The organism is Arthrobacter subterraneus (assembly GCF_900099735.1).
Taxonomy (GTDB): Bacteria; Actinomycetota; Actinomycetes; order Actinomycetales; family Micrococcaceae; genus Arthrobacter_D; species Arthrobacter_D subterraneus.
Genome location: NZ_FNDT01000001.1, coordinates 59,299 through 77,700, shown reverse-complemented (window position 1 = coordinate 77,700; position 18,402 = coordinate 59,299). Strand labels below are relative to the sequence as shown.

The 18,402-nt window shown below is 67.0% G+C and carries 19 protein-coding genes; 10 read left to right on the top strand and 9 right to left on the bottom strand.

Annotated elements, in window-relative coordinates; all coding sequences use genetic code 11:
* Positions 1–21 precede the first annotated feature (21 nt).
* Positions 22–2,130, bottom strand: coding sequence for a TPM domain-containing protein (locus BLS52_RS00330; RefSeq protein ID WP_090584114.1), 2,109 nt, complete (start codon positions 2,128–2,130; stop codon positions 22–24).
* Positions 2,131–2,420: 290 nt separating this feature from the next.
* On the opposite strand from BLS52_RS00330, the gene BLS52_RS00325 reads away from it, so the two are divergent.
* From BLS52_RS00325 to BLS52_RS00310, 4 genes are all read left to right on the top strand, one after another.
* On the top strand, positions 2,421–3,893 hold the full coding sequence (locus tag BLS52_RS00325) for a S1C family serine protease (protein ID WP_035777895.1): 1,473 nt from the start codon (positions 2,421–2,423) through the stop codon (positions 3,891–3,893).
* A gap of 138 nt (positions 3,894–4,031) precedes the next feature.
* A complete protein-coding gene (locus BLS52_RS00320; RefSeq protein ID WP_026544159.1) occupies positions 4,032–4,856 on the top strand; it encodes an electron transfer flavoprotein subunit beta/FixA family protein in 825 nt (274 codons plus the stop codon).
* Between the two features lie 41 nt (positions 4,857–4,897).
* Positions 4,898–5,842: an electron transfer flavoprotein subunit alpha/FixB family protein gene (locus tag BLS52_RS00315; protein WP_026544158.1), complete on the top strand. Its 945-nt coding sequence runs from the start codon at positions 4,898–4,900 to the stop codon at positions 5,840–5,842.
* Positions 5,839–6,603, top strand: a complete 765-nt coding sequence (locus tag BLS52_RS00310) for a PIG-L deacetylase family protein (protein ID WP_090584113.1) — start codon at positions 5,839–5,841, stop codon at positions 6,601–6,603. The genes BLS52_RS00315 and BLS52_RS00310 overlap by 4 nt, the downstream gene beginning before the upstream one ends.
* Here BLS52_RS00310 and BLS52_RS00305 read toward each other — a convergent pair whose 3' ends face one another.
* The 5 genes from BLS52_RS00305 to BLS52_RS00285 form a co-directional block, all read right to left on the bottom strand.
* The gene (locus tag BLS52_RS00305) at positions 6,604–7,404 is read right to left on the bottom strand and encodes an anti-sigma factor (RefSeq protein ID WP_245702633.1); all 801 of its coding nucleotides are present in this window, start codon (positions 7,402–7,404) and stop codon (positions 6,604–6,606) included. It lies immediately after the preceding gene.
* A 16-nt stretch (positions 7,405–7,420) separates the two neighbouring features.
* The gene (gene sigK, locus BLS52_RS00300) at positions 7,421–8,041 is read right to left on the bottom strand and encodes an ECF RNA polymerase sigma factor SigK (RefSeq protein ID WP_090584111.1); all 621 of its coding nucleotides are present in this window, start codon (positions 8,039–8,041) and stop codon (positions 7,421–7,423) included.
* A gap of 197 nt (positions 8,042–8,238) precedes the next feature.
* Positions 8,239–9,036, bottom strand: a complete 798-nt coding sequence (locus tag BLS52_RS00295) for a methyltransferase domain-containing protein (RefSeq protein ID WP_090584110.1) — start codon at positions 9,034–9,036, stop codon at positions 8,239–8,241.
* Positions 9,033–9,527 carry a tRNA (cytidine(34)-2'-O)-methyltransferase gene (locus tag BLS52_RS00290; protein ID WP_090584109.1) on the bottom strand — a complete coding sequence of 165 codons (495 nt, stop codon included), beginning with the start codon at positions 9,525–9,527 and terminating at the stop codon, positions 9,033–9,035. Before BLS52_RS00290 ends, BLS52_RS00295 begins: the two co-directional genes overlap by 4 nt.
* A gap of 9 nt (positions 9,528–9,536) precedes the next feature.
* Positions 9,537–10,463 (bottom strand): J domain-containing protein, encoded by a 927-nt coding sequence (locus BLS52_RS00285; protein ID WP_090584108.1) that lies wholly within the window; start codon positions 10,461–10,463, stop codon positions 9,537–9,539.
* 106 nt (positions 10,464–10,569) lie between these two features.
* On the opposite strand from BLS52_RS00285, the gene BLS52_RS00280 reads away from it, so the two are divergent.
* Together BLS52_RS00280 and BLS52_RS00275 are read left to right on the top strand one after the other, a co-directional pair.
* Positions 10,570–11,157: a pentapeptide repeat-containing protein gene (locus BLS52_RS00280; protein ID WP_175460048.1), complete on the top strand. Its 588-nt coding sequence runs from the start codon at positions 10,570–10,572 to the stop codon at positions 11,155–11,157.
* A gap of 75 nt (positions 11,158–11,232) precedes the next feature.
* Positions 11,233–11,958, top strand: coding sequence for a hypothetical protein (locus tag BLS52_RS00275; RefSeq protein WP_090584106.1), 726 nt, complete (start codon positions 11,233–11,235; stop codon positions 11,956–11,958).
* Here the strand turns inward: BLS52_RS00275 and BLS52_RS00270 are convergent.
* Complete coding sequence (locus tag BLS52_RS00270; RefSeq protein WP_090584105.1) at positions 11,955–12,701, bottom strand: pyrimidine reductase family protein; 747 nt, start codon at positions 12,699–12,701, stop codon at positions 11,955–11,957. The two genes, BLS52_RS00275 and BLS52_RS00270, sit on opposite strands and share 4 nt — an antisense overlap.
* Complete coding sequence (gene folP / locus BLS52_RS00265; protein WP_245702632.1) at positions 12,698–13,630, bottom strand: dihydropteroate synthase; 933 nt, start codon at positions 13,628–13,630, stop codon at positions 12,698–12,700. Before folP ends, BLS52_RS00270 begins: the two co-directional genes overlap by 4 nt.
* 147 nt (positions 13,631–13,777) lie before the next feature.
* Here folP and BLS52_RS00260 point away from each other — a divergent pair, with 147 nt between their 5' ends.
* From BLS52_RS00260 to BLS52_RS00245, 4 genes are all read left to right on the top strand, one after another.
* Complete coding sequence (locus BLS52_RS00260; protein WP_090584104.1) at positions 13,778–14,986, top strand: cysteine desulfurase family protein; 1,209 nt, start codon at positions 13,778–13,780, stop codon at positions 14,984–14,986.
* A 16-nt stretch (positions 14,987–15,002) separates the two neighbouring features.
* Positions 15,003–16,142: a tRNA 2-thiouridine(34) synthase MnmA gene (gene mnmA / locus BLS52_RS00255; protein WP_090584103.1), complete on the top strand. Its 1,140-nt coding sequence runs from the start codon at positions 15,003–15,005 to the stop codon at positions 16,140–16,142.
* A 60-nt stretch (positions 16,143–16,202) separates the two neighbouring features.
* Positions 16,203–16,565: a chorismate mutase gene (locus BLS52_RS00250; RefSeq protein WP_090584102.1), complete on the top strand. Its 363-nt coding sequence runs from the start codon at positions 16,203–16,205 to the stop codon at positions 16,563–16,565.
* A 73-nt stretch (positions 16,566–16,638) separates the two neighbouring features.
* A complete protein-coding gene (locus BLS52_RS00245) occupies positions 16,639–17,673 on the top strand; it encodes a uroporphyrinogen decarboxylase/cobalamine-independent methonine synthase family protein (RefSeq protein ID WP_245702631.1) in 1,035 nt (344 codons plus the stop codon).
* A 30-nt stretch (positions 17,674–17,703) separates the two neighbouring features.
* Here BLS52_RS00245 and BLS52_RS00240 read toward each other — a convergent pair whose 3' ends face one another.
* Positions 17,704–18,378 (bottom strand): DUF4166 domain-containing protein, encoded by a 675-nt coding sequence (locus tag BLS52_RS00240; RefSeq protein ID WP_090584100.1) that lies wholly within the window; start codon positions 18,376–18,378, stop codon positions 17,704–17,706.
* Positions 18,379–18,402: the final 24 nt, after the last annotated feature.

Below are 18,402 nucleotides of genomic sequence, written 5' to 3'. Positions count from 1 at the left end.
CATTGCCTGTTGATCGCTCACCTAGAAATCTCCGAAGCCGCCCCCGAAATCACCGAAGCCGCCGCCGCCGGCGTCGAAGCCCCCGAAGCCGCCGCCGCCGAACATGCCGCCGTCTCCACCGCTGAATCCGCCGCCACCGCCGCCGAAGAGTCCGCCGCCGTGGCCGCCTCCGTTCAGAATGGAGCCGATCAGGATTCCGCCGAGCAGCGCGCCTCCCATGCCGTCTCCGCGGCCGCCGAACATGCCGCCTCCGCCGAAGCCTCCCATCCTGCCACCGAAGCCCTCCACATCACTCTGGGCGATCTGGCCGGCCTGCTCGGCAAGCGCCAATGCCTGCTGCGCATGGGAGAAGGCGGTCACCGGGTCATCCTGCTGGATGCGCAGCGCGTAGTCGAGATTGCGTTCGGCTTCCGCCAGGCGCGTCCTCGCTTCGCTGCCCACACCGCCGCGGCGGGCGCGGATGTAGTCCGCGGTGCCGGAAATCCGTGACTGGGCTGCCATGACGGTGTGCTGCAGGCTTTCGCGTGCACGCCGGGTCTGTTCCGCCTGGTCGCGGACTCCGCCGATCGCGGCGTCCAGTTGCGTGTGTGCGTTCTCCACGCGTTGCAGAAGGGCCACCGGGTCGATCCGGCCCGACGAGATTTCCTGCCTGACCGACTCCAGCGCCGCGCGTGCCCCCGCCACCGGCCCGGCAAGTTCCGGGTTGGACCCTGCCGCGACCATCGCCTGGGCCTGGGCGAGATCCTGGGCCGTGTCCGACACCGCCCGCTCCATCTCCTGTTCAGCGGATGAGAGCTCAGCGGCTCGGCGGTCGATGGCGTCCAGGAGCACCTTGGTCTGGTGCACGCCCTCCTCGGTGGCGCGGACGGCAACGACGGCGGCGCTGGTGTTTCCGTCCGAGAGGTGCCTCTGGGAGGTGGCGGCGGCATTGTCGACGAACTGCAGACGCTCACGTGCCTGCTGTACGTTGTCCTCGACCTGCGAGGTGGCTGAGGGTGCATACCGGTTCTGCAGTTGTCGCAGGGTTTCCTCCGCCGCGGTGAGCCGGGTTCCGACGTCGGCGGCCGCCGCCTGGGCGTCCGCCAGCGCTTGCGGGGCGTTGCGTTCGAGTTTGCGGAGCGCGTCGAAGTCAGCCTTGTGTTCCTGGAGGCTGGCGTTCACTGACTCACACCGGCGAATGATGTCCCCGAGCCACTTCCGCTGGTCTTCCTCGGTGTCCGGAATGTGGTCATCGAGCTGCTGCTGCAGTTTGAACGACTCGCTCATGTGCGCCTTCGCTACAGCAATGTCCTCGGCGAACGGCTTGACGGCGTCATCGCCGTACTGTGCCTGGGCGAAGCCAAGTTCCTGTTCACTTGACTTGATGGCGTCATCTGCGGCGATGAGAAGCGTTCCCGCACGCCGCCGCAGGTCCTCCACGCTGAGTGAGGCCAGCGGGTCGAGTACCTGCCCGTCAGCGCCGCGGCCGGGACCGAACTCTATCTCGGAGGCGTGCTGGGTCTGCTGGGGGGCGGGTTTTCCACGCTTTGACCGGAGATAGAAGTAGCCGCCCACCCCGGCAAGGACCAGCAATCCGCCAAGAAAGAGGAAAGAGCCTCCGCCTCCGGTATCCGCTGCAGTTTCGGCGGTACCGACAGAGCCGCCGTCGAGCACCTGGTCGACACCCGTGACGGCTGCCAGCGCGGCGCCCGTCCAGTCGCCGTCGCTCAGCTCCGGTCTGGCGAAGCTCTGGTAGATGGCGGCGGACTGACTGTCCACCTCGCTTGAGCTGTCCGCCAGGATGCCGCCCCTGCTTTCACCGACGCTGACCACAAAGATTGCGTCATCAGCCTGGAACGTGCTGGCCTCGGCGGAGGCGATAGCCCATTGGAGGGGATCTGAGGGATTGGTGAAGGAGTCGACATAGGCAACGTGGAGCGTGTATCCGTGTTCGCTTTGCAGCTGCTCGATTGACTGCTCGACCTGCTGCTCCTCAGTCTCCGAGAGGACATCGGCCTGATCGATAACCGTCGTCCCGGAGCTGAAGTCGACAGGATCGACGGCGTGGGCGGGTGCAAGGGCAAGCGGAACCATCAGAGCCAGGGCCCCAACACCCGCCGCGGAGCCGATGCGTGTGATGCTTGGCTTCATTCATGACCCTTCAGCAGTGTCCGCCGGGCGCTCCGGGAACCGGCGAACCACCGTCGCGCAAGGGCATATATCCCCAGGGGTCCGCCTGACTGCGATTCTATGGTGCCGTTTGGGGGCCGTCCACCGGGCTATGCCAGCAGCGAAACGCACGCGCCGGCGTCGTTGGTGATGCGGGACAATGGACGAGGGCGACGGCTTTCGGTTGGTTCACAGGTGCCGTACAGGGAACGTCATCCGCGGGCACAGACTGCTTTGGCATAGTTCAGGGAGCACCAGTGAAAGGACAACCGATGACCGAGAACAACCCCGGTTCATACAACGGACCGCTTCCGCCGCGCCCGCAGAATCCGCCGGCGCCTCCTGGAACCACGACGCCTCCCGCGGACTCCGGTCAGCCGGTCACCGATCAGCATCCGGGGCAGCCTTTTACTTCCCCGCTCCAGCATTCCGGCTACGCGGCCGATGACCACCAGGCGGATCGCTACACCTACGACGAGGCCAATACCTCTTACGGCTACGGACTTCCTTCTCACACGGAAGGGTCCGGTGAGAAGCAGTCCGGGGGGAAGAAGCGGATCGGCACCGGAACCTTCCTGGCCGGCATGCTGATAGCGGGGCTCGTCGGCGGCGGCGTCGCGGCCGGTACGGATGCGCTGCTTGAATCGGGCAACCCCGCGTCGAACAACGGCGCGGCGCAGCCCCAATCGGTGGTGGTCAACGACACCGAGAGCGTGAACCAGATCACGGGCGCCGCAGCCAAGGCGTCCCCCAGCGTCGTCACGATTTCCGTGAACGGAGGCGGCTCAGGCGGCTCGGGCTCCGGGATCATCCTCGATGCAGAGGGGCACATCCTCACCAACACCCACGTTGTCACCCTCGGCGGTCAGGTGGCGGATCCCGCTGTGGAGGTCCGCACCAATGACGGCCGGGTGTTCCAGGCGCAGGTGGTCGGCACGGATCCGCTCTCGGACCTGGCAGTGATCAAGATCGATGCGCCGGACCTTCAGCCGGCAACCCTCGCAGATTCCTCCGCCCTCAACGTCGGCGACGTCGCCATCGCGATCGGAGCGCCGCTGGGCCTGAGCGGCACTGTCACCGACGGGATCATCTCCACCCTCAACCGGACAATCAGCGTGCAGTCCTCGGCTGTTCCCGAGGAACAGTCCGACGCGCCGGAACAGGACCCGGGAGACGGCTTCAACTTCCTACCGCCGGACGGTTCCCAGGCGCCCCAGCCGGGCGGGCAGGGCTCCATCTATCTCAACGTCATCCAGACGGACGCCGCCATCAACCAGGGCAACTCGGGGGGCGCGCTGGTTGATTCAGAGGGGCGGATCATCGGTGTCAACGTCGCAATCGCTTCCGCAGGTACCGGGGAGAGCGCCGGCAACATCGGGGTGGGTTTCTCGATTCCGATCAACTATGCCCAGCGCGTAGCCGAGGAGATCATCGCCACTGGAGAAGCCTCGCACGGTTTCCTCGGTGTCAGCGTGGGAGCAGCAGCATCCGGCAACGCGGAGGGCAGCAGCTCCTTCTCCATCGGGGCGCAGGTCCAGACCGTGGAGGCGGGCAGCCCGGCTGAGGCAGCCGGGTTCCAGGAAGGCGACATCATCACCCGCGTCGGTGACCTGCCCATCGAAGACCCGCAGGCCCTGACCGCGGCCGTCCGGATGCTCGCCGAAGGCGAATCCGCCCAGGTCGAACTCGTGCGCGGCGGCGAAACCCTGACCCTTGATGTCACGGTGGGACAGGCGCCGGCGTAACCAGGCAGACCCCGGAATCAGCGAAGCAGCGGCCCGTGCACCGGCGGGCCGCTGCTTCGTCATATAGCTGCGGTAATCGGCACACCCGTGTGGTTAGCTTGTGTGCGGGCCAGCTGGAAGCCGGAGGAAAGGCAGCACATGGACGAGACCACTCCCGCGCTGAGAATCGCGGTGTTGGTGAAGCACGTACCGGATACGCAGTTCGATCGTCACCTCAATGGAGACGACCGCACCACGGACCGTTCGGAGAGCATCCTGTCGGAGCTCGACGAGTACGCCCTTGAGGCGGCGCTGCAGCTCGTTGAAGCGCATGGCGGGGACGGCGCGGGCCACCGCGTGACGGCAGTGACCATGGGCGGGGCGGGCGCGGTGAACGCAGTCAAGAAGTCCCTCCAGATCGGCGCCCATGAAGGTGTCCACCTCACCGACGACGCACTGGCCGGCTCTGACGCCTCCGGCACCTCGCGCGCGCTCGCCGCCGTTATCCGGCATCTGGGTGACGTGGACCTGGTGCTCACCGGCATGGCCTCCACTGACGGGGAGACCTCGCTGGTGCCGGCGCAGCTTGCGGAGCTGCTGGAGCTGCCGCAGGTAACCTTTGCGTCGAGTCTTGAACTGCGGCACGACGGCGGTGCGTGGCACCTTACCGCACGCCGCGAGAGTGACAACGTGGCGGAGACAGTGGAAAGCACCCTGCCCGCAATCGTCTCGGTGACCGACCAGATCAATGAGCCCCGGTACCCCAATTTCAAGGGCATCATGGCAGCCAAGAAAAAGCAGATCAGTGTCCTCTCACTCGCTGACGTGGGGGTGGACCCGTCGGAGGTGGGGCACGCCGGAGCATGGACCCGGGTCGAGGACGCGCAGCCCCGCCCTGCGCGGTCCCAGGGCGTCATCATCACCGATGAAGGCGATGCCGGGCGGCGTCTGGTCGATTTCCTCGCAGAACAGAAGCTGCTGTAGCGGCCGCGGACGCAGCGACACAACCTACAAGGAGCCGTTGAATGGCAAAAGTCCTCGTGTACATCGATACGCCCGGTGAGAACCTGCATAAGACCGACCGTGAGCTGCTGACCCTCGCGGCCACCCTTGGAGAGCCCGCCGTCGCGCTGGTGGGGGAGCTGGGAGACCAGGTTGCGGCCGAACTCGGCGCCTACGGCGTCGGCGCCGTCTACCAGCCCTCGAATGCAGGCCTGGACGAGCTGCTGGTCGCGGGCAAGGCGGCGTTCCTCGCCGCGGCGGCTGAGGCTGCCGACGCTGGGGCGGTGCTTCTCGGGAACACGTTCGAGGCGAAGGAAATCGCGGCCAGGGCCGGTATCCGGCTCTCATCGGGAGTGATTACCGACGCCGTCGCGGTGGATGAGAGCTTCGCGGTCACCAAGGCGGTGTTTGCAGGCTCCTACACTGTGAACGCCTCAGTGACCACCGGACGGCCCATCATTACGGTCAAGGCCAACAGCGTGGAGGCCGCCGCGCCGCAGGGCGGCACCGCACCTGCCGTCCACCCGGTTGACGTGGCAGCACCCGCCGCCGCACGGATCACCGGCCGGTCGGAGAAGGCACCCAGCGGCCGGCCGTCACTTGATGAGGCCCGCATCGTCGTGGCGGGCGGCAGGGGCGTGGACGGCGACTTCGGCCCGCTTGAGGATCTGGCGGATGCGCTCGGCGGCGCTGTCGGAGCATCGCGCGCAGCAACGGACGCCGGCTGGATCGACCATTCGGCCCAGATCGGCCAGACCGGCAAAACGGTCTCGCCGCAGCTCTACGTTTCCGCCGGCATCTCCGGGGCTATCCAGCAGAAGGCCGGAATGCAGACGGCCAAGATCATCGTGGCCATCAACAAGGACCCTGACGCGCCGGTCTTCGAGATCGCCGACTTCGGAATTGTGGGAGACCTGACCTCAGTGCTTCCGCAGGCAACTGAGGAGATCAGGAAGCGCAGAACGTGAGCACGGCCTCCATCCCCGAGGATCTCCAGGCGGGTGTGAGCCGTGTCCTGTGCTTCGTGGCCCACCCCGATGACATCGATTTCGGAGCCGCCGGTACGGTCGCGAAGTGGCGTGCAGCCGGCGTCGCTGTTGAATATTGCATCATGACCGACGGCGACGCCGGTGGTTTCTCGGATGAGCACCGTCCGGACATCGTGGAGCGTCGGCGCGAAGAGCAGCGCTCGGCGGCGCGGCTGCTGGGTGTGGACTCAGTGCACTTCCTGGGATACCGGGACGGCTACCTGGAACCGACGGTCGACGTGGTGGCCGGCGTCGTCGAACTCATCAGGCGCGTGCGGCCGCAGATTGTCCTGGCCATGCATCCGGAGCGTAACTGGGAGCGAATCCAGAAGAGCCACCCGGACCATCTGGCGTGCGGTGAAGCTGTCACGCGTGCCATTTACCCGGCGGTCGAGAATCCCTACGCCTTTCCTGAGCTGGCGGCCCGCGGCCTCGGCGCCTACCGGGTGCCGTGGCTCTGGTTCTTCGGTGGACCAACGCAGCTGGAGAACCACTTTGTTGATGTCTCCGACCATGTGGAAGACAAGATGCGCGCTCTGCGTTTCCACGCGAGCCAGCACCCTGACCTCGACCGCATGAATGCTGCCGTCCGTGGGTTCCTCGCAGCGAACGCTGCGCGCGGAGGACTGCCGGCCGGGTCCAGCGCCGAGGCCTTCCAGGTGGTCCCGGTGAACACCGAAGCCACCATTGCAGGGTTCTAGTCAGGCGTCAAAGGGAATCTCGACCACGATCGGCAGGGTCGGGGTCTCCGATCCGCCCTCGGGCTCGACGGTGATCGCCAGACCCCGGTACGCGTTGATTCCCTCAATCGCCAGCTCGGTGTGGGCGACGTCCTCGCCGGTCATGGTTCCCAGCGACTCCGGAGTTGCACCGTCCGCCGGAAGCCGCCACATCTGGTACACCTTCCCTTCGGGCGGAGCCGGGACACCGTCAAGGGTGACCACCGCTGCGTCCCTGGATGCGGAAAACGCCAGTTCAGCCGTGCCGCTGTCCCCGATCGTAACTTCTTCCCGCTGGACATCCACCGCCTGGAGGACCTGCTGCTCGATGGAGGACGGCTGCAGATTCTGGGCGACCGTCACACCGCCGACGACGACGACCACCGCGGCCGCTGCGGCAAGCAGCCACCGGCCTGCGGCGGACTGCGGGCGACGAGCACCGCGCCGGGCACTGAGCTCATCCCCGACCGGAGCAGCGACGGGACCAGCGGCCGGCGCCGCTGCCGGCGAAGCTTCGGAGGGGAGGCTCTCAACGATCCGTGCAAAGAGACCGGCCGGCGGTTCTTCCTCGGAGGTGGCATAAGCGGTGGCAAGCGTCTCCCGTGCAGCACGTACCCGCGCGTTGAAGGCGTCGCGAACCTCGGGAGCGGCGCCTGAGATGTAGTCCTCGAGTGTGGTGCGCTCCTCTTCGCTCACAGCATCCAGGGCGTACATCTCAGCCCACTCGGGGGCGAGGCCTCCCGCCAGGTCCTGCCGTAGATCATCTGCAAACTGCTTGTTCATATCCTTGTCCTGCATCTCAGTTCACCCCCAGACATGTTTTCAATCGAATTAATCCGTCTCTGATTCTCGACTTGATGGTCGGGACCGCCACATCGAGTTTTTCCGCCACTTCCCGGTAGGTCAGCCCGCTGTAGTAAGCGAGCCGCACCGATTCCTGCTGGGTCTCGGTCAGGGTTTCCAGGCACTGGACCACCGCCTCAGCCTCCAGCCGCTGGGTGACAGTGTCGACGACGTCGTCATGGTCCTTGACCTGCATAGCCGCCCCATAGCGGGCTTCACGGTCGGTGGAGCTTTGCTCGGACCGGACCCTGTCCACGGCCCGGCGGTGGGCCAGCGTCATCAGCCACGCCATAGGACTGCCCGCGTCCGGATTGAACCGCTCTGCCATATTCCACACCTGAAGGTAGACCTCCTGGGTGGTGTCCTCGCTCAGCTCCGGATCGATCAGGACACGGCGGGCGAGGCCGTACACCCGGCGGGAGGTCTGCGCGTAGAACTCAGCGAACGCGCCCTGGTCTTTCTCCGCGATCCGCGCGAGGAGGCCGGCAAGGCCAGCTGCGGCATCCGAGGATTCACCGGCAGCATGATCAGCAGCTGATCTCGTGGGGGTTATCCGGCTTACACGTGGCGTATCCATAGGTTTCAAGCATAAAGCGCCGGGCTGCCTATACCGAACAGGATGCGCCACGGCGCGGTTCAGCACGCTCCGCCCGAGCGACGCTCCGCCCATGGTCCACCACCAATTCTCCGAAGATCGGGTGCCTGATGCACCGCAACCGCTGACACCTCTTGTTCGCGGCCGAGACGGAGAAGGATGGGTCCCGAACGGCCCCCTTATTGACGCACAGCCACCGCAATGAGGGAGTCGGCATTGAGGGTCGGCTCGCTGCCCAGCCTGTCGAGGAAACGGCTGCGGATCCGTTCCCTGGCCTCGGCATCATCCGGCAGCAGGAAGCGGTATCCGGTGCCGAGCACCAGGGTCCAGGCGAGCTCGCCGTCCAACGGCACCTGGAGCGGAGTTTCATGGACCTCGATAGCCCCGAACCCGGCCTCCTCAAGGAAAGCGCGCAGCTTTCCGGCTGTCGAGATGTCCTCCATTTGCCGGTTGGCAGCCGAAACCGGCGTGTCCCGCAGGGACGGCTGCTCCTCGAAGCAGACCTCGCGCAGGATTGTTCCGAACGGCTGGTGAGCGTGTTCCTGCCAGGTGCTCATCGCCAGCTTGCCGCCGCCGCGCAACTGCGCTGCCAGATGCGCAAGGCCGGCTGTCATATCCGGAAGGAAGTAGAGCCCGTAGCCGCACAGCAACGCGTCATAGGGCTCATCCGATGTCCACACCGCGGCGTCCGCCTGAGCGAACCGCACGTTGCCGATGCCGAGGGCGGCGGCCTTCGCGCCGGCCAGGGCGAGCAGTGCGGCGGACAGATCGACGGCGTCAACCCGGCCCTCAGGGCCCACCTCCTGGGCTGCCGGAACGGTGCTTGCACCACTTCCGCAGCAGGCATCCAGTACAGAGTCGCCCATGTGCAGGTCTGCGGCCGCAACCACTGCGTTGCCCATGGTGTTCCAGAGAACGGGCGACAGGCGCTCGAAATACTCGGCGCCGTCGTCGAACAGGCTGCCTATGTCGGTCACGAGTACTCCTTCACGGTGGGCTGGCGGAGGCGGGCGCCTTCGAATCCCTGCTGGCGCCAGGCCTCGTAGACCACGATGGACGCAGAGTTGGCAAGATTGAGTGACCGCCGGGAGGGCAGCATGGGTAAGCGCACCGTCGAGGTGACGGCCGGGTGATTCTTGACAGCGGCAGGTAGTCCGACAGACTCGGGCCCGAACAGCAGCACGTCCCCCGGACGGTACCGGATGTCGGAGTACGTGGTGGTTCCTTCGGCGGTATAGGCAAAGAGCCTCTCCGGCTGAAGGGCACCAAGCGCCGCGTCGAGGTCGGGGTGGACGGTCAGGACCGCGAGGTCGTGATAGTCAAGTCCCGCCCGCCGCAGCTTGGTGTCATCCAGGTCGAAGCCGAGCGGCTCCACCAGGTGCAGTTCCGCGCCGGTAACCGCGGCCAGGCGGATGGCGTTGCCGGTATTGCCGGGAATTTCGGGTCTGAAGAAGAGAATGCGGAACACTGTGCAATCCTAGCGCCCGGCTGCGCCGAGCAGACGGGCCAGCACCGGGACCTGCACGGTGTTCGGCTGCGGCCCCTCAGAGAGGAACCGCCGGACCTCGCGGAGCAGCGTTCCGGCGTTGGCCACGTGAACGGAAACCAGAGCGGAGCGGTCCAGGGACGGCGGATAGTCCACGATCGGCTCAAAGGGATTGTTCTGCCTGCCGTGCAGCACCAGCCAGCCGCGAACGTTGCACTCAGGGAACAGATCCTGGATCCGCCTCACCGTCTCGGCGATCCGGACATCCCCGGCTGGGCGCCCATGGTGCCTCAACCGGTGCCCGTCCCACGAATAGTTCCCGGGGGGAGCCATCAGGGAGTCGACGACGGCGATGCGGTACCCGGCCAGTACGGCGTGCCCGACGTCGGTCCCGCCGCCGAAGGCCAGCCCGTTAATCAGCCGGGCGGCCGGGAAACCGGGCAGCAGGCTGCTCTCCATCAGGCGGGCGGTGGCGCGCTCGCCGTCGTAACGGGCCGCGGCGCCCGGCCGCAGCCGGGTGAGCGCGCCTGGCCGGCGGGCCGTGCCGTGGACCTGCTGGGCGGCCAGGGCGGGCGGGATGGGCGCGGTGCGGGGGTCGTCGTAAGCGGGCTCGTAACGGGGCGGCTGGGAATAGGCCTCGGCGGCAGGCTGCCGCGCCGGTCGCCGCGCCGCGGAGGCCGGACGCCCTGCCCCGGGCAGGGGGTCCTCGGTACCGAGGGTCCGGTCGTAGCGCCGGCGGCGCTCGGGATCGGAGAGCATCTCATAGGCCACAGCCACCTCATGGAACAGCTCGGCGCTGCCGCCCTGGTCAGGGTGTGCGGTCCGGGCAGCCTTGCGGTAGGCGTCCTTGATTTCTTTCGCAGTGGCGCTTCTGGCCACCCCGAGCACGGCGTAGTACGTGCGGTCGGGGGCTGCCATGAGGGCCTTTCGTCCGAGACGGGATCCGGAACGTTCTTCGCAGGTTCCGCGCTTGACTGTAAACGGTGTGTCCACCACCGGCAAATGGGCGGATAGCATCAGGGGCATGGCAGGCGTCGGTGAGGTACGGAGCGGGCTGGACTGGTATGCGGCCGGTATCGGGCGCGAGGATTTCAGCGGGCTGCGTTTCGTCGACTGCGACTTCACCGAACTGCGCAGCGAAGGCAGTATCTTCAGCGGCTGCGTCTTCCGGAACGTGCGGTTCAACGTGTCGAGCCATGTCAACAGTGCTTTCGACAACTGCCGCTTTGAGCACTGCAACTTCTTCGATGCGGGCTTTGACGCGTGCAGGTTCACCGGCAGCCTCTTCAGCGACTCATCCCTGAAACCGGTCCGGGTGGAGGGCGGTAACTGGTCCTTCGTCTCACTGGCGGGAGCCGACCTGCAGCGCAGTTCCTTTTCGCAGGTCAACTTCACCGAGGCCGACTTCAGCAACGCGGACCTCCGGAACGCCACCCTGCGCGATTGCCGCCTGACCAGCATCTCCTGGAACGGTGCCCGCCTGCGCGGGGCGGACCTCCGCGGGAGCACCCTCGAGGGAATCGATGCCGCTGAATTCAACGTCCACGGCGCCGTTGTCGACGTTGCCCAGGCCCTGACGGTGGCCGAGGCGCACGGCGCGGTGATCCGGTGATCCGGTGATCCGGTGAGACGCGGGCGCAGGGCTGCGCGCTCGCTACAGTAGACGGGCAGGACGGAAGGTTCGACGATGGGGGAGCACACGGTGGCGGCATGGCGGGTTCGGTTGCTCCTGACCTGCGCCCTGCTTGGTTCCCTCGCTGTCCTGGTGACCGGGTGCCGCATCGAAGTGCCGGTTCCGCCGGGTGCCGGGGGACAGGACCCGACTGTGACGGTGCCGGCCGCGCCCTTGCCGAGCTCCCCAGTTGCTGACCCTGCCGGCCCCGGGCTGCCGCCGCTGCCGCGCTCGGAGATCGTGGGTAATGACATGACTTTCGACCGCGGTGGATACATCGAGCCGGCCGAAAAGGTTGCCTTCTCCGAAACTCTCTCCCGGGCGCCCGGCTGGACCCCGGCCGGCCTGCTCGTCCAGGGCGAGTCCGTCTACGTCAGCGACGCCGGCTGCACAGTATCGCTGAGCCACACGCCCAGGCAGGGCCCCCTCCTCGTCAGCGGCGACGACCGTGCCTCCACCGAGGCCCTGTTCCGTTACCTGGATCCGAGCATCCTGCCTGAATACCTCGAGGGCAGCACATGGTTGTGGGGAGAGTCGCCGGGGAATGCGACGGCGTCTGTCGAGTTCCTGGCCTACCGGCAGGAAGCGGCGGCGGAAACTCCCGCGAGCGTGGTTTCGCTGCGGCTTTTCCACACCACGGGCACCGCGCTGGCGTTCATCGTTTCCTGCCCGCGTGATGAGCTGCTCACCGCGGCCCTGTCCGACCTCCGAAACCACGTGTCGGTGGTTCCTCCCCGTTAGCTGTCTGCGGCCCGCACCCACCGACCGTACAGAGCGGAATCGGATTCGAGCAGCGACTCCAGCGTCACGCGGCGCAGGTCCGGACTGTCTGCACCGGCAGCGATGCGCCCGCCCCCGCCCCCGGTCAGCAGCGGGCTCAGTGAGAGGCAGAGTTCATCAGCGGCATCCTCGGCGATGAAACGGCCGAAGATGCTGGGACCGCCTTCGCAGAGGATCCGGCCCAGGCCCCTGACCTGGAGTTCTTCCGCACAGGCGCGCGTCCCGACGCCCTCCCCGTCCATGACGACGACGTCGGCAACCTCCGAGAGGTTCCGTACGCGCTGTGGGTCTGCCGCCGTCGTCGTGAAAATCAGCGGACGCACCGGAGAGAGCCGGAAGAGGTCACTGTCCGGATCGAGGTCGAGGGTACCTGAGATGACGGCCAGTGCCGGGTGCCCGGCGAGTCCGTGGGCTGCCCGCCATTCCGCTTCTTCCCCGTTCACCAGCGGGCCCGAGTATCCTTCGGCGCGCACCGTGCCCGCGCCCACCAGGATGACGTCGCACAGCCGCCGGATGAGTCCAAACAACCGGCGGTCGCCGTCGTTGCCGAGCGGTGCGGACACGCTCTGGTGCGTTGCCGACCCGTCGAGGCTGGCCACGAAGTTGAACCGCACCCAAGGGCGCGCGGCCGGGTAGGCGTACAGCGCGAGCAGGTCCTCGTCGGAGAGGTCCGGCGCGGAAGACGGGAGCAACGAGTTGATCATGGCTGGTTGCTCTCTCCCATGTTGTGCTTCAGGTACACCGGCTCCCGCCACCCCATCGCTGCTTCCACCATGGTGATCGCCGAGCGCGCCGCGGCGACATTGTGCATGCGGAGGATCCTGGCACCTCCCAGCGCGCACATGACGGCAGCCGCGATGGACCCGTCCACCCGCGCGCTCTTCGGCAGATCCAGCGTCTCCCCGATGAAATCCTTGTTGGACACGGCCGCGAGCGCGGGGTATCCCAGCTGCGCGATTTCGGAAAACCGGCGCGTGATCTCCAGCGAGTGCAGGGTGTTCTTGTTCAGGTCATGGCCGGGATCCACGATGATCCTGTCCTCCCGGATTCCGAGGGCCGCAGCCAGTTCCACCTGCCGCACCAGGAAGTCCGCCACCTCGGTGACCACATCGGTGTAGACGGGCCGTCCAAAAACGGTCCGCGGTTCGGCCAGGCTGTGGGTGATGACCACATGGACGCCGGTCTCCGCGATGACGGCGGCGAGGTCCCGGTTGCGCAGCCCGGTGGTGTCGTTGACCACGTTGGCTCCTGCCCGGATGGCTTTCTCCGCCACTTCCGGAAGGAACGTATCCGCGGAGATGACGACGTCGGAGGCCGCCCTCACCGCTTCGATCACCGGAACAATCCGGTCGGCTTCCTCGCCGGCCGGTATGGCCGGACCGGGTGCGAAGGGTGCCCCGCCGATGTCCACCCAGTCGGCGCCGTCGTCGGCTGCCTGCAGTGCGGCATCCACGGCGGCCTCCAGCGCAAAGGTGCGGCCGCCGTCGTAGAAGGAGTCCGGTGTGCGGTTGATGATCGCCATCAGGGCGATCCGGCGGTTGAAATCGAGGGTGCGTGGTCCGAACTCATGCGTCGGGTGCAGCAGGCGGGGAAGAAACTGCGGGGAGCCGGTACGCACGGGGGTTTTTTCCACAGCTCATTTGTATCAGTCCATCCTGACAGCGGGCCGCGCCCGCCGAGTTGGCAGGATACACCCCTTCTGGAGGTGGGAAAGCGGCGTGTCCTGACAATTCAACGGGCTGCGTTCGGCTTTGGAGACCGCCAACGATAGAATCGATGGGTGCCCGTGTACCTTGATCACGCGGCGACCACGCCCCTCTCGGCGCCCGCGCTCGCCGCACTCACCACCGAACTCAGCCGCAGCGGCAACCCCTCGTCGCTGCACGGCTCCGGCCGGCGTGCCCGCAGGGTGGTCGAGGACGCCCGTGAAACCCTTGCCCGCGCGGCAGGTGCGCACGCTTCCGAGGTCATCTTCACTTCCGGGGGGACCGAGGCTGACAACCTTGCTGTGAAGGGCCTTTTCTGGGCCAGAAGCGATGCCGACGCGCGGCGGACGCGCATCCTGTGCAGCGCCGTCGAGCACCCTGCGGTCCAGGATGCCGTCGAGTGGCTTGAGCGGCATGAGGGTGCGGACGTCATCTGGCTTCCGGTCACCGAAGAGGGCATCGTCCGGCTGGACGTCCTTGAGCAGGAGCTCGACGCCGGCGCAGACCGGATCGCGTTGGTCACCGTGATGTGGGCGAACAACGAGGTGGGAGCGCTCCAGCCGGTTGCGGACATTACCGCGCTCGCTGCCCGGCACGGGATCCCGGTGCACTCCGATGCGGTCCAGGCCTTCGGCTCCGTGCCGGTCTCCTTCGCCGACTCCGGGCTTGCCACCATGGCCGTCAGCGGACACAAAATCGGAGGACCCGTCGGCGTGGGCGCACTGCTGGTGGGGCGGGCCGTGAAGCTCACCCCCGTGCAGCACGGCGGCGGACAGGAGCGGGACATCCGGTCCGGCACCCTGGACACCGCCGGCATCGCCGCGTTTGCCGCGGCAGCGGAGGGCGCCGTCGCCCACCTTCCGGCAGAGTCCCAACGGCTGGTGGACCTGCGGGATCAGCTGATCGCCGGCGTCGGGCGTGTTGTGCCGGAAGCGGTACTGAGGGGGCCGCGCGTCGACCGGCTGCCGGGTAACGCGCACTTCACCTTCCCCGGCTGCGAGGGGGACTCGCTGCTCTTCCTGCTCGACATGGCGGGCGTGGAGTCCTCCACCGGGTCCGCCTGCACCGCCGGAGTACCCCGGCCATCGCACGTGCTCCTGGCCATGGGACTGAGTGAAACGGAAGCCCGGGGCGCCCAGCGGTTCAGCCTCGGGCATACATCGACGCCGGAAGACGTTGACGCCTTGGTGGCCGCACTGCCTGAGGCATACGAGCGTGCCCGCAAAGCCGGCATGTCCGGCCAGGCATCATCCATCCAGACAGCAGGAACAGGTTTTAGCTAAGGGAGAACGCACGACAATGAGAGTACTCGCAGCCATGAGCGGCGGAGTCGATTCGGCCGTCGCGGCGGCCCGAGCGGTCGAGGCGGGCCACGACGTCGTCGGAGTCCATCTGGCGCTCTCCCGCATGCCCGGCACGCTGCGCACCGGGAGCCGCGGATGCTGCACCATCGAGGACAGCCGGGACGCCTGGCGTGCCTGCGACATCCTCGGCATTCCTTACTACGTCTGGGACTTCTCGGAGCGGTTCAAGGAAGACGTGGTGGACGACTTCATTGCCGAGTACGCCGCCGGACGCACTCCGAACCCGTGCATGCGGTGCAATGAGCGCATCAAGTTCGCCGCCCTGCTCGAGAAGGCCCTCGCCCTGGGTTTCGATGCGGTCTGCACCGGGCATTACGCGAAGGTCATCGAGAACGCTGACGGCAGCCGCGAACTGCACCGTGCGGCGGACTGGGCCAAGGACCAGTCCTACGTGCTCGGAGTGCTGACGCACGAGCAGCTGAAGCATTCAATGTTCCCGCTCGCTGAGACACCGTCCAAGGCGGAAGTACGGGCCGAAGCGGAGCGGCGGGGACTCTCGGTCGCCAACAAGCCGGACAGCCATGACATCTGCTTCATTCCCGACGGCGACACCCGGGGCTGGCTGGAAGAGCGGATTGAGCTCAGCGAGGGCAACATCGTCGATGTTGACGGCGAGACGATCGGCACCCACCCGGGCGCCAACGCGTTTACTGTCGGCCAGCGGAAGGGTCTGAAGCTCGGACGCCCCGCTCCGGATGGCAAGCCCCGGTTTGTCCTGGAGATCCGTCCGAAGGAAAACACCGTGGTGGTGGGCCCCGAACGCATGCTTGCGGTTGACCAACTGCGCGGCATCAAGGTGTCCTGGGCGGGCCTGCCCATTCCCGCCGTCGACACCGGCGAGGAATTCGACTGCATGGCGCAGGTGCGCGCCCACGGCGACCCGGTCGACGCGCGCGCCCACGTCGAGAGGGACGAGGACGGCCGCGAACACCTGGTGGTGCGGCTCATCGAACCGATGCGCGGGGTAGCTCCCGGACAGACCGTGGTGATCTACCAGGGCACCCGGGTACTGGGCCAGGCGACCCTGGATTCGGCCCGGTCCCTGGAGCGCCCGGATCTGGCGCCGGCGCGTTAGCACCCGGCCGGTTCCGGACACAATGCGCTGTGCCCCTGCGCAGTCTGCTTAACTGGAACCATGACTGAGAAACCCCGCCGTTTTGATCCCTCAGCGAGTTCCCTCGCGGGTGAAGTTGATCCCGCAGTCATGGAGGAGCTTCTCTCAGTCCGGGGCAGTATCGACAACATCGACGCCACTCTGGTCTATCTGCTCGCCGAGCGGTTCAAGGCCACCCAGCGGGTGGGCCATCTGAAGGCCGAACACAAACTGCCGCCGGCGGACCCTGACCGCGAGGCAGCCCAGATCACCCGGCTGCGTGCCCTCGCGGAGGAAGCGAACCTTGACCCGGCGTTCGCGGAAAAATTCCTGAACTTCATCATTTCCGAGGTCATTCGCCATCACCAGGACATTTCACAGAACCACGTCGCACGTGATGCCTGACGACGCAGCGGTCCCTCGTCCGGGTTCGCGGCCTGACGCCGCCCGGCCTGAGTCTGCGTTGCCCGGCTCCGTCTTGCCTGACTCTACGTTGCCTGACTCCGGCGCGGTGACGGTCACGGCGCTCGGGGACTGGCCCGGTCAGGACCCCGTCGAAGCGCTCCGGGTCATCCGCGGTGAACTCGGCAGCCCCAACCTTCCCTTCCTGCCTTCCCTGCCTGAACGGGGAGCAGGAAGCGATGAGATCGGCAGGACTGCGGCGTTACTGTCCGAACTGCCTGTCGACCTCCAGCCCCACGGCTGGAGGCTGGTGGACCGGCCCGGCAAGGATCTCCGGCGGGCGGTCTCCGCGCTGTCCACGGATATCAACGTCCTCGCCGACCTGGTGGGTGAGGAAGAACGCCCGGCACACGCGCTCAAGGTGCACTGTCGGGGACCGCTGTCGCTCGCCGCGAACCTGCACCTGCATAACGGTGAACGCGCCCTCATCGATTATGGGGCCCGGCGCGATCTCCGCGACGCGCTCCTTGACGGCGTCGCATCGCTACTGCACCGCGCGGCCGCCGCCAGTCCGGGAGCGAAACTCACGCTGCAGCTGGACGAACCGGAGATCGCAGGCGTGCTGGGCGGCGGCATACCCACCGCGAGCGGGTACCGAACCCTGCGGGCCATACCGGAACAGGAGGCAGTGGAAGCCTGGACGCTCCTGGCCGATGGCGCCCGCAACGCGGGAGCATCCGCCGTTATGCTGTCACTCCGGACGCCCGAACAGCTCGCCCTCGTGCAGCGGGTGCCCGGGCTGGGAGTTGCTGTTCCGGTCGGCGGTGTATCCACCCGTCAGTGGGAGATCCTCGCCGAACTGATCGAAGGAGGCAGGACCCTCTGGGCCGGCGTGCGGCTTGCCGGCGGCAGTGCTCCCCGGGTGCAGGAGACAGCCGACGTGCTGCTGCGGCCCTGGCGGGGGCTCGGACTGGCATTGGCCTCACTCGGTGCCGTTCGACTGGTACCCGCTGACGGATTGTCTGACCATGGGCCGGACCACGCGCGGAGGGTCCTGACACACCTCCATCAGAGCGCCGATGCACTCAACCAGGCGATCGCGGACGCCTGAGGCGCCGCCGTCCCTCAGATACGCCGTTCCTCAGGTGCGCCGTTCCCAGCGTGCCGGCGCCTCATCCCCGGGCAGCACGCCGTCGTACCGGGTGAGTTCATAGCTGAACCAGCCGGCGTAGACGAGCACCGGACCGAGCTGTCTGTGCAGCACGTTGGTCTTGATGCGGAAGCGGCCCTCATCCTCGTCCCACCACTGCTCCATGTAGGCCTGGGCGCCGACGACGTCGGGCAGCGGCAGCCTGAGCGGTCCGGCAAACAGGCGGGTGGCGGACGAGATCATCCGCATGCGCCCGTCGGCTGTTACTTCACAGGTCAGGGCGGTGGCCATGCGGCGATGGGAGCCCAGATAATCGACCAACCGGTCCCCGGTCCACGACGTGGTGTCCTCGAACACCCGCGTGGCGCTACTGAAGGAAATCCCACGCCGCGCGGTCAGCGAGGGCCTGCCGAACGGGTCGCGGTGCGCCCAGTTGCGCACGGTGAAGTCCACGTTGTTTTCGTATTCCGGGAAGAACGAGTTCTCCCTTGCGGCGAGCGCGAACAACGGACGCAGGAGTGCAGCAGGCGCGCCGGCGACGCCGAACGTGCCGCGTCCGGTTCCGTACTCCTTCGAATCCTCGTGGAGGCTGAAGTACTCCTGAAGTTCAGGTTGCAGGCGGCTGAAGTCGGCGCCGAGGGCGCGCTGGTAGATCGAGAGTGTCATGTATTTCTCCTGGAGGCGGGCTGG

Excerpts from the sequence above, each read along its gene's own strand:
- BLS52_RS00250 (WP_090584102.1), top strand. The coding sequence starts at position 16,203 with ATGACTGAGAAACCCCGCCGTTTTGATCCCTCAGCGAGTTCCCTCGCG.
- BLS52_RS00315 (WP_026544158.1), top strand. The coding sequence starts at position 4,898 with ATGGCAAAAGTCCTCGTGTACATCGATACGCCCGGTGAGAACCTGCAT.
- BLS52_RS00330 (WP_090584114.1), bottom strand. The coding sequence starts at position 2,130 with ATGAAGCCAAGCATCACACGCATCGGCTCCGCGGCGGGTGTTGGGGCC.
- BLS52_RS00320 (WP_026544159.1), top strand. The coding sequence starts at position 4,032 with ATGGACGAGACCACTCCCGCGCTGAGAATCGCGGTGTTGGTGAAGCAC.
- BLS52_RS00325 (WP_035777895.1), top strand. The coding sequence starts at position 2,421 with ATGACCGAGAACAACCCCGGTTCATACAACGGACCGCTTCCGCCGCGC.
- mnmA (WP_090584103.1), top strand. The coding sequence starts at position 15,003 with ATGAGAGTACTCGCAGCCATGAGCGGCGGAGTCGATTCGGCCGTCGCG.
- BLS52_RS00305 (WP_245702633.1), bottom strand. The coding sequence starts at position 7,404 with ATGAACAAGCAGTTTGCAGATGATCTACGGCAGGACCTGGCGGGAGGC.
- sigK (WP_090584111.1), bottom strand. The coding sequence starts at position 8,041 with ATGGATACGCCACGTGTAAGCCGGATAACCCCCACGAGATCAGCTGCT.
- BLS52_RS00275 (WP_090584106.1), top strand. The coding sequence starts at position 11,233 with ATGGGGGAGCACACGGTGGCGGCATGGCGGGTTCGGTTGCTCCTGACC.
- BLS52_RS00270 (WP_090584105.1), bottom strand. The coding sequence starts at position 12,701 with ATGATCAACTCGTTGCTCCCGTCTTCCGCGCCGGACCTCTCCGACGAG.
- BLS52_RS00285 (WP_090584108.1), bottom strand. The coding sequence starts at position 10,463 with ATGGCAGCCCCCGACCGCACGTACTACGCCGTGCTCGGGGTGGCCAGA.
- BLS52_RS00280 (WP_175460048.1), top strand. The coding sequence starts at position 10,570 with ATGGCAGGCGTCGGTGAGGTACGGAGCGGGCTGGACTGGTATGCGGCC.
- BLS52_RS00240 (WP_090584100.1), bottom strand. The coding sequence starts at position 18,378 with ATGACACTCTCGATCTACCAGCGCGCCCTCGGCGCCGACTTCAGCCGC.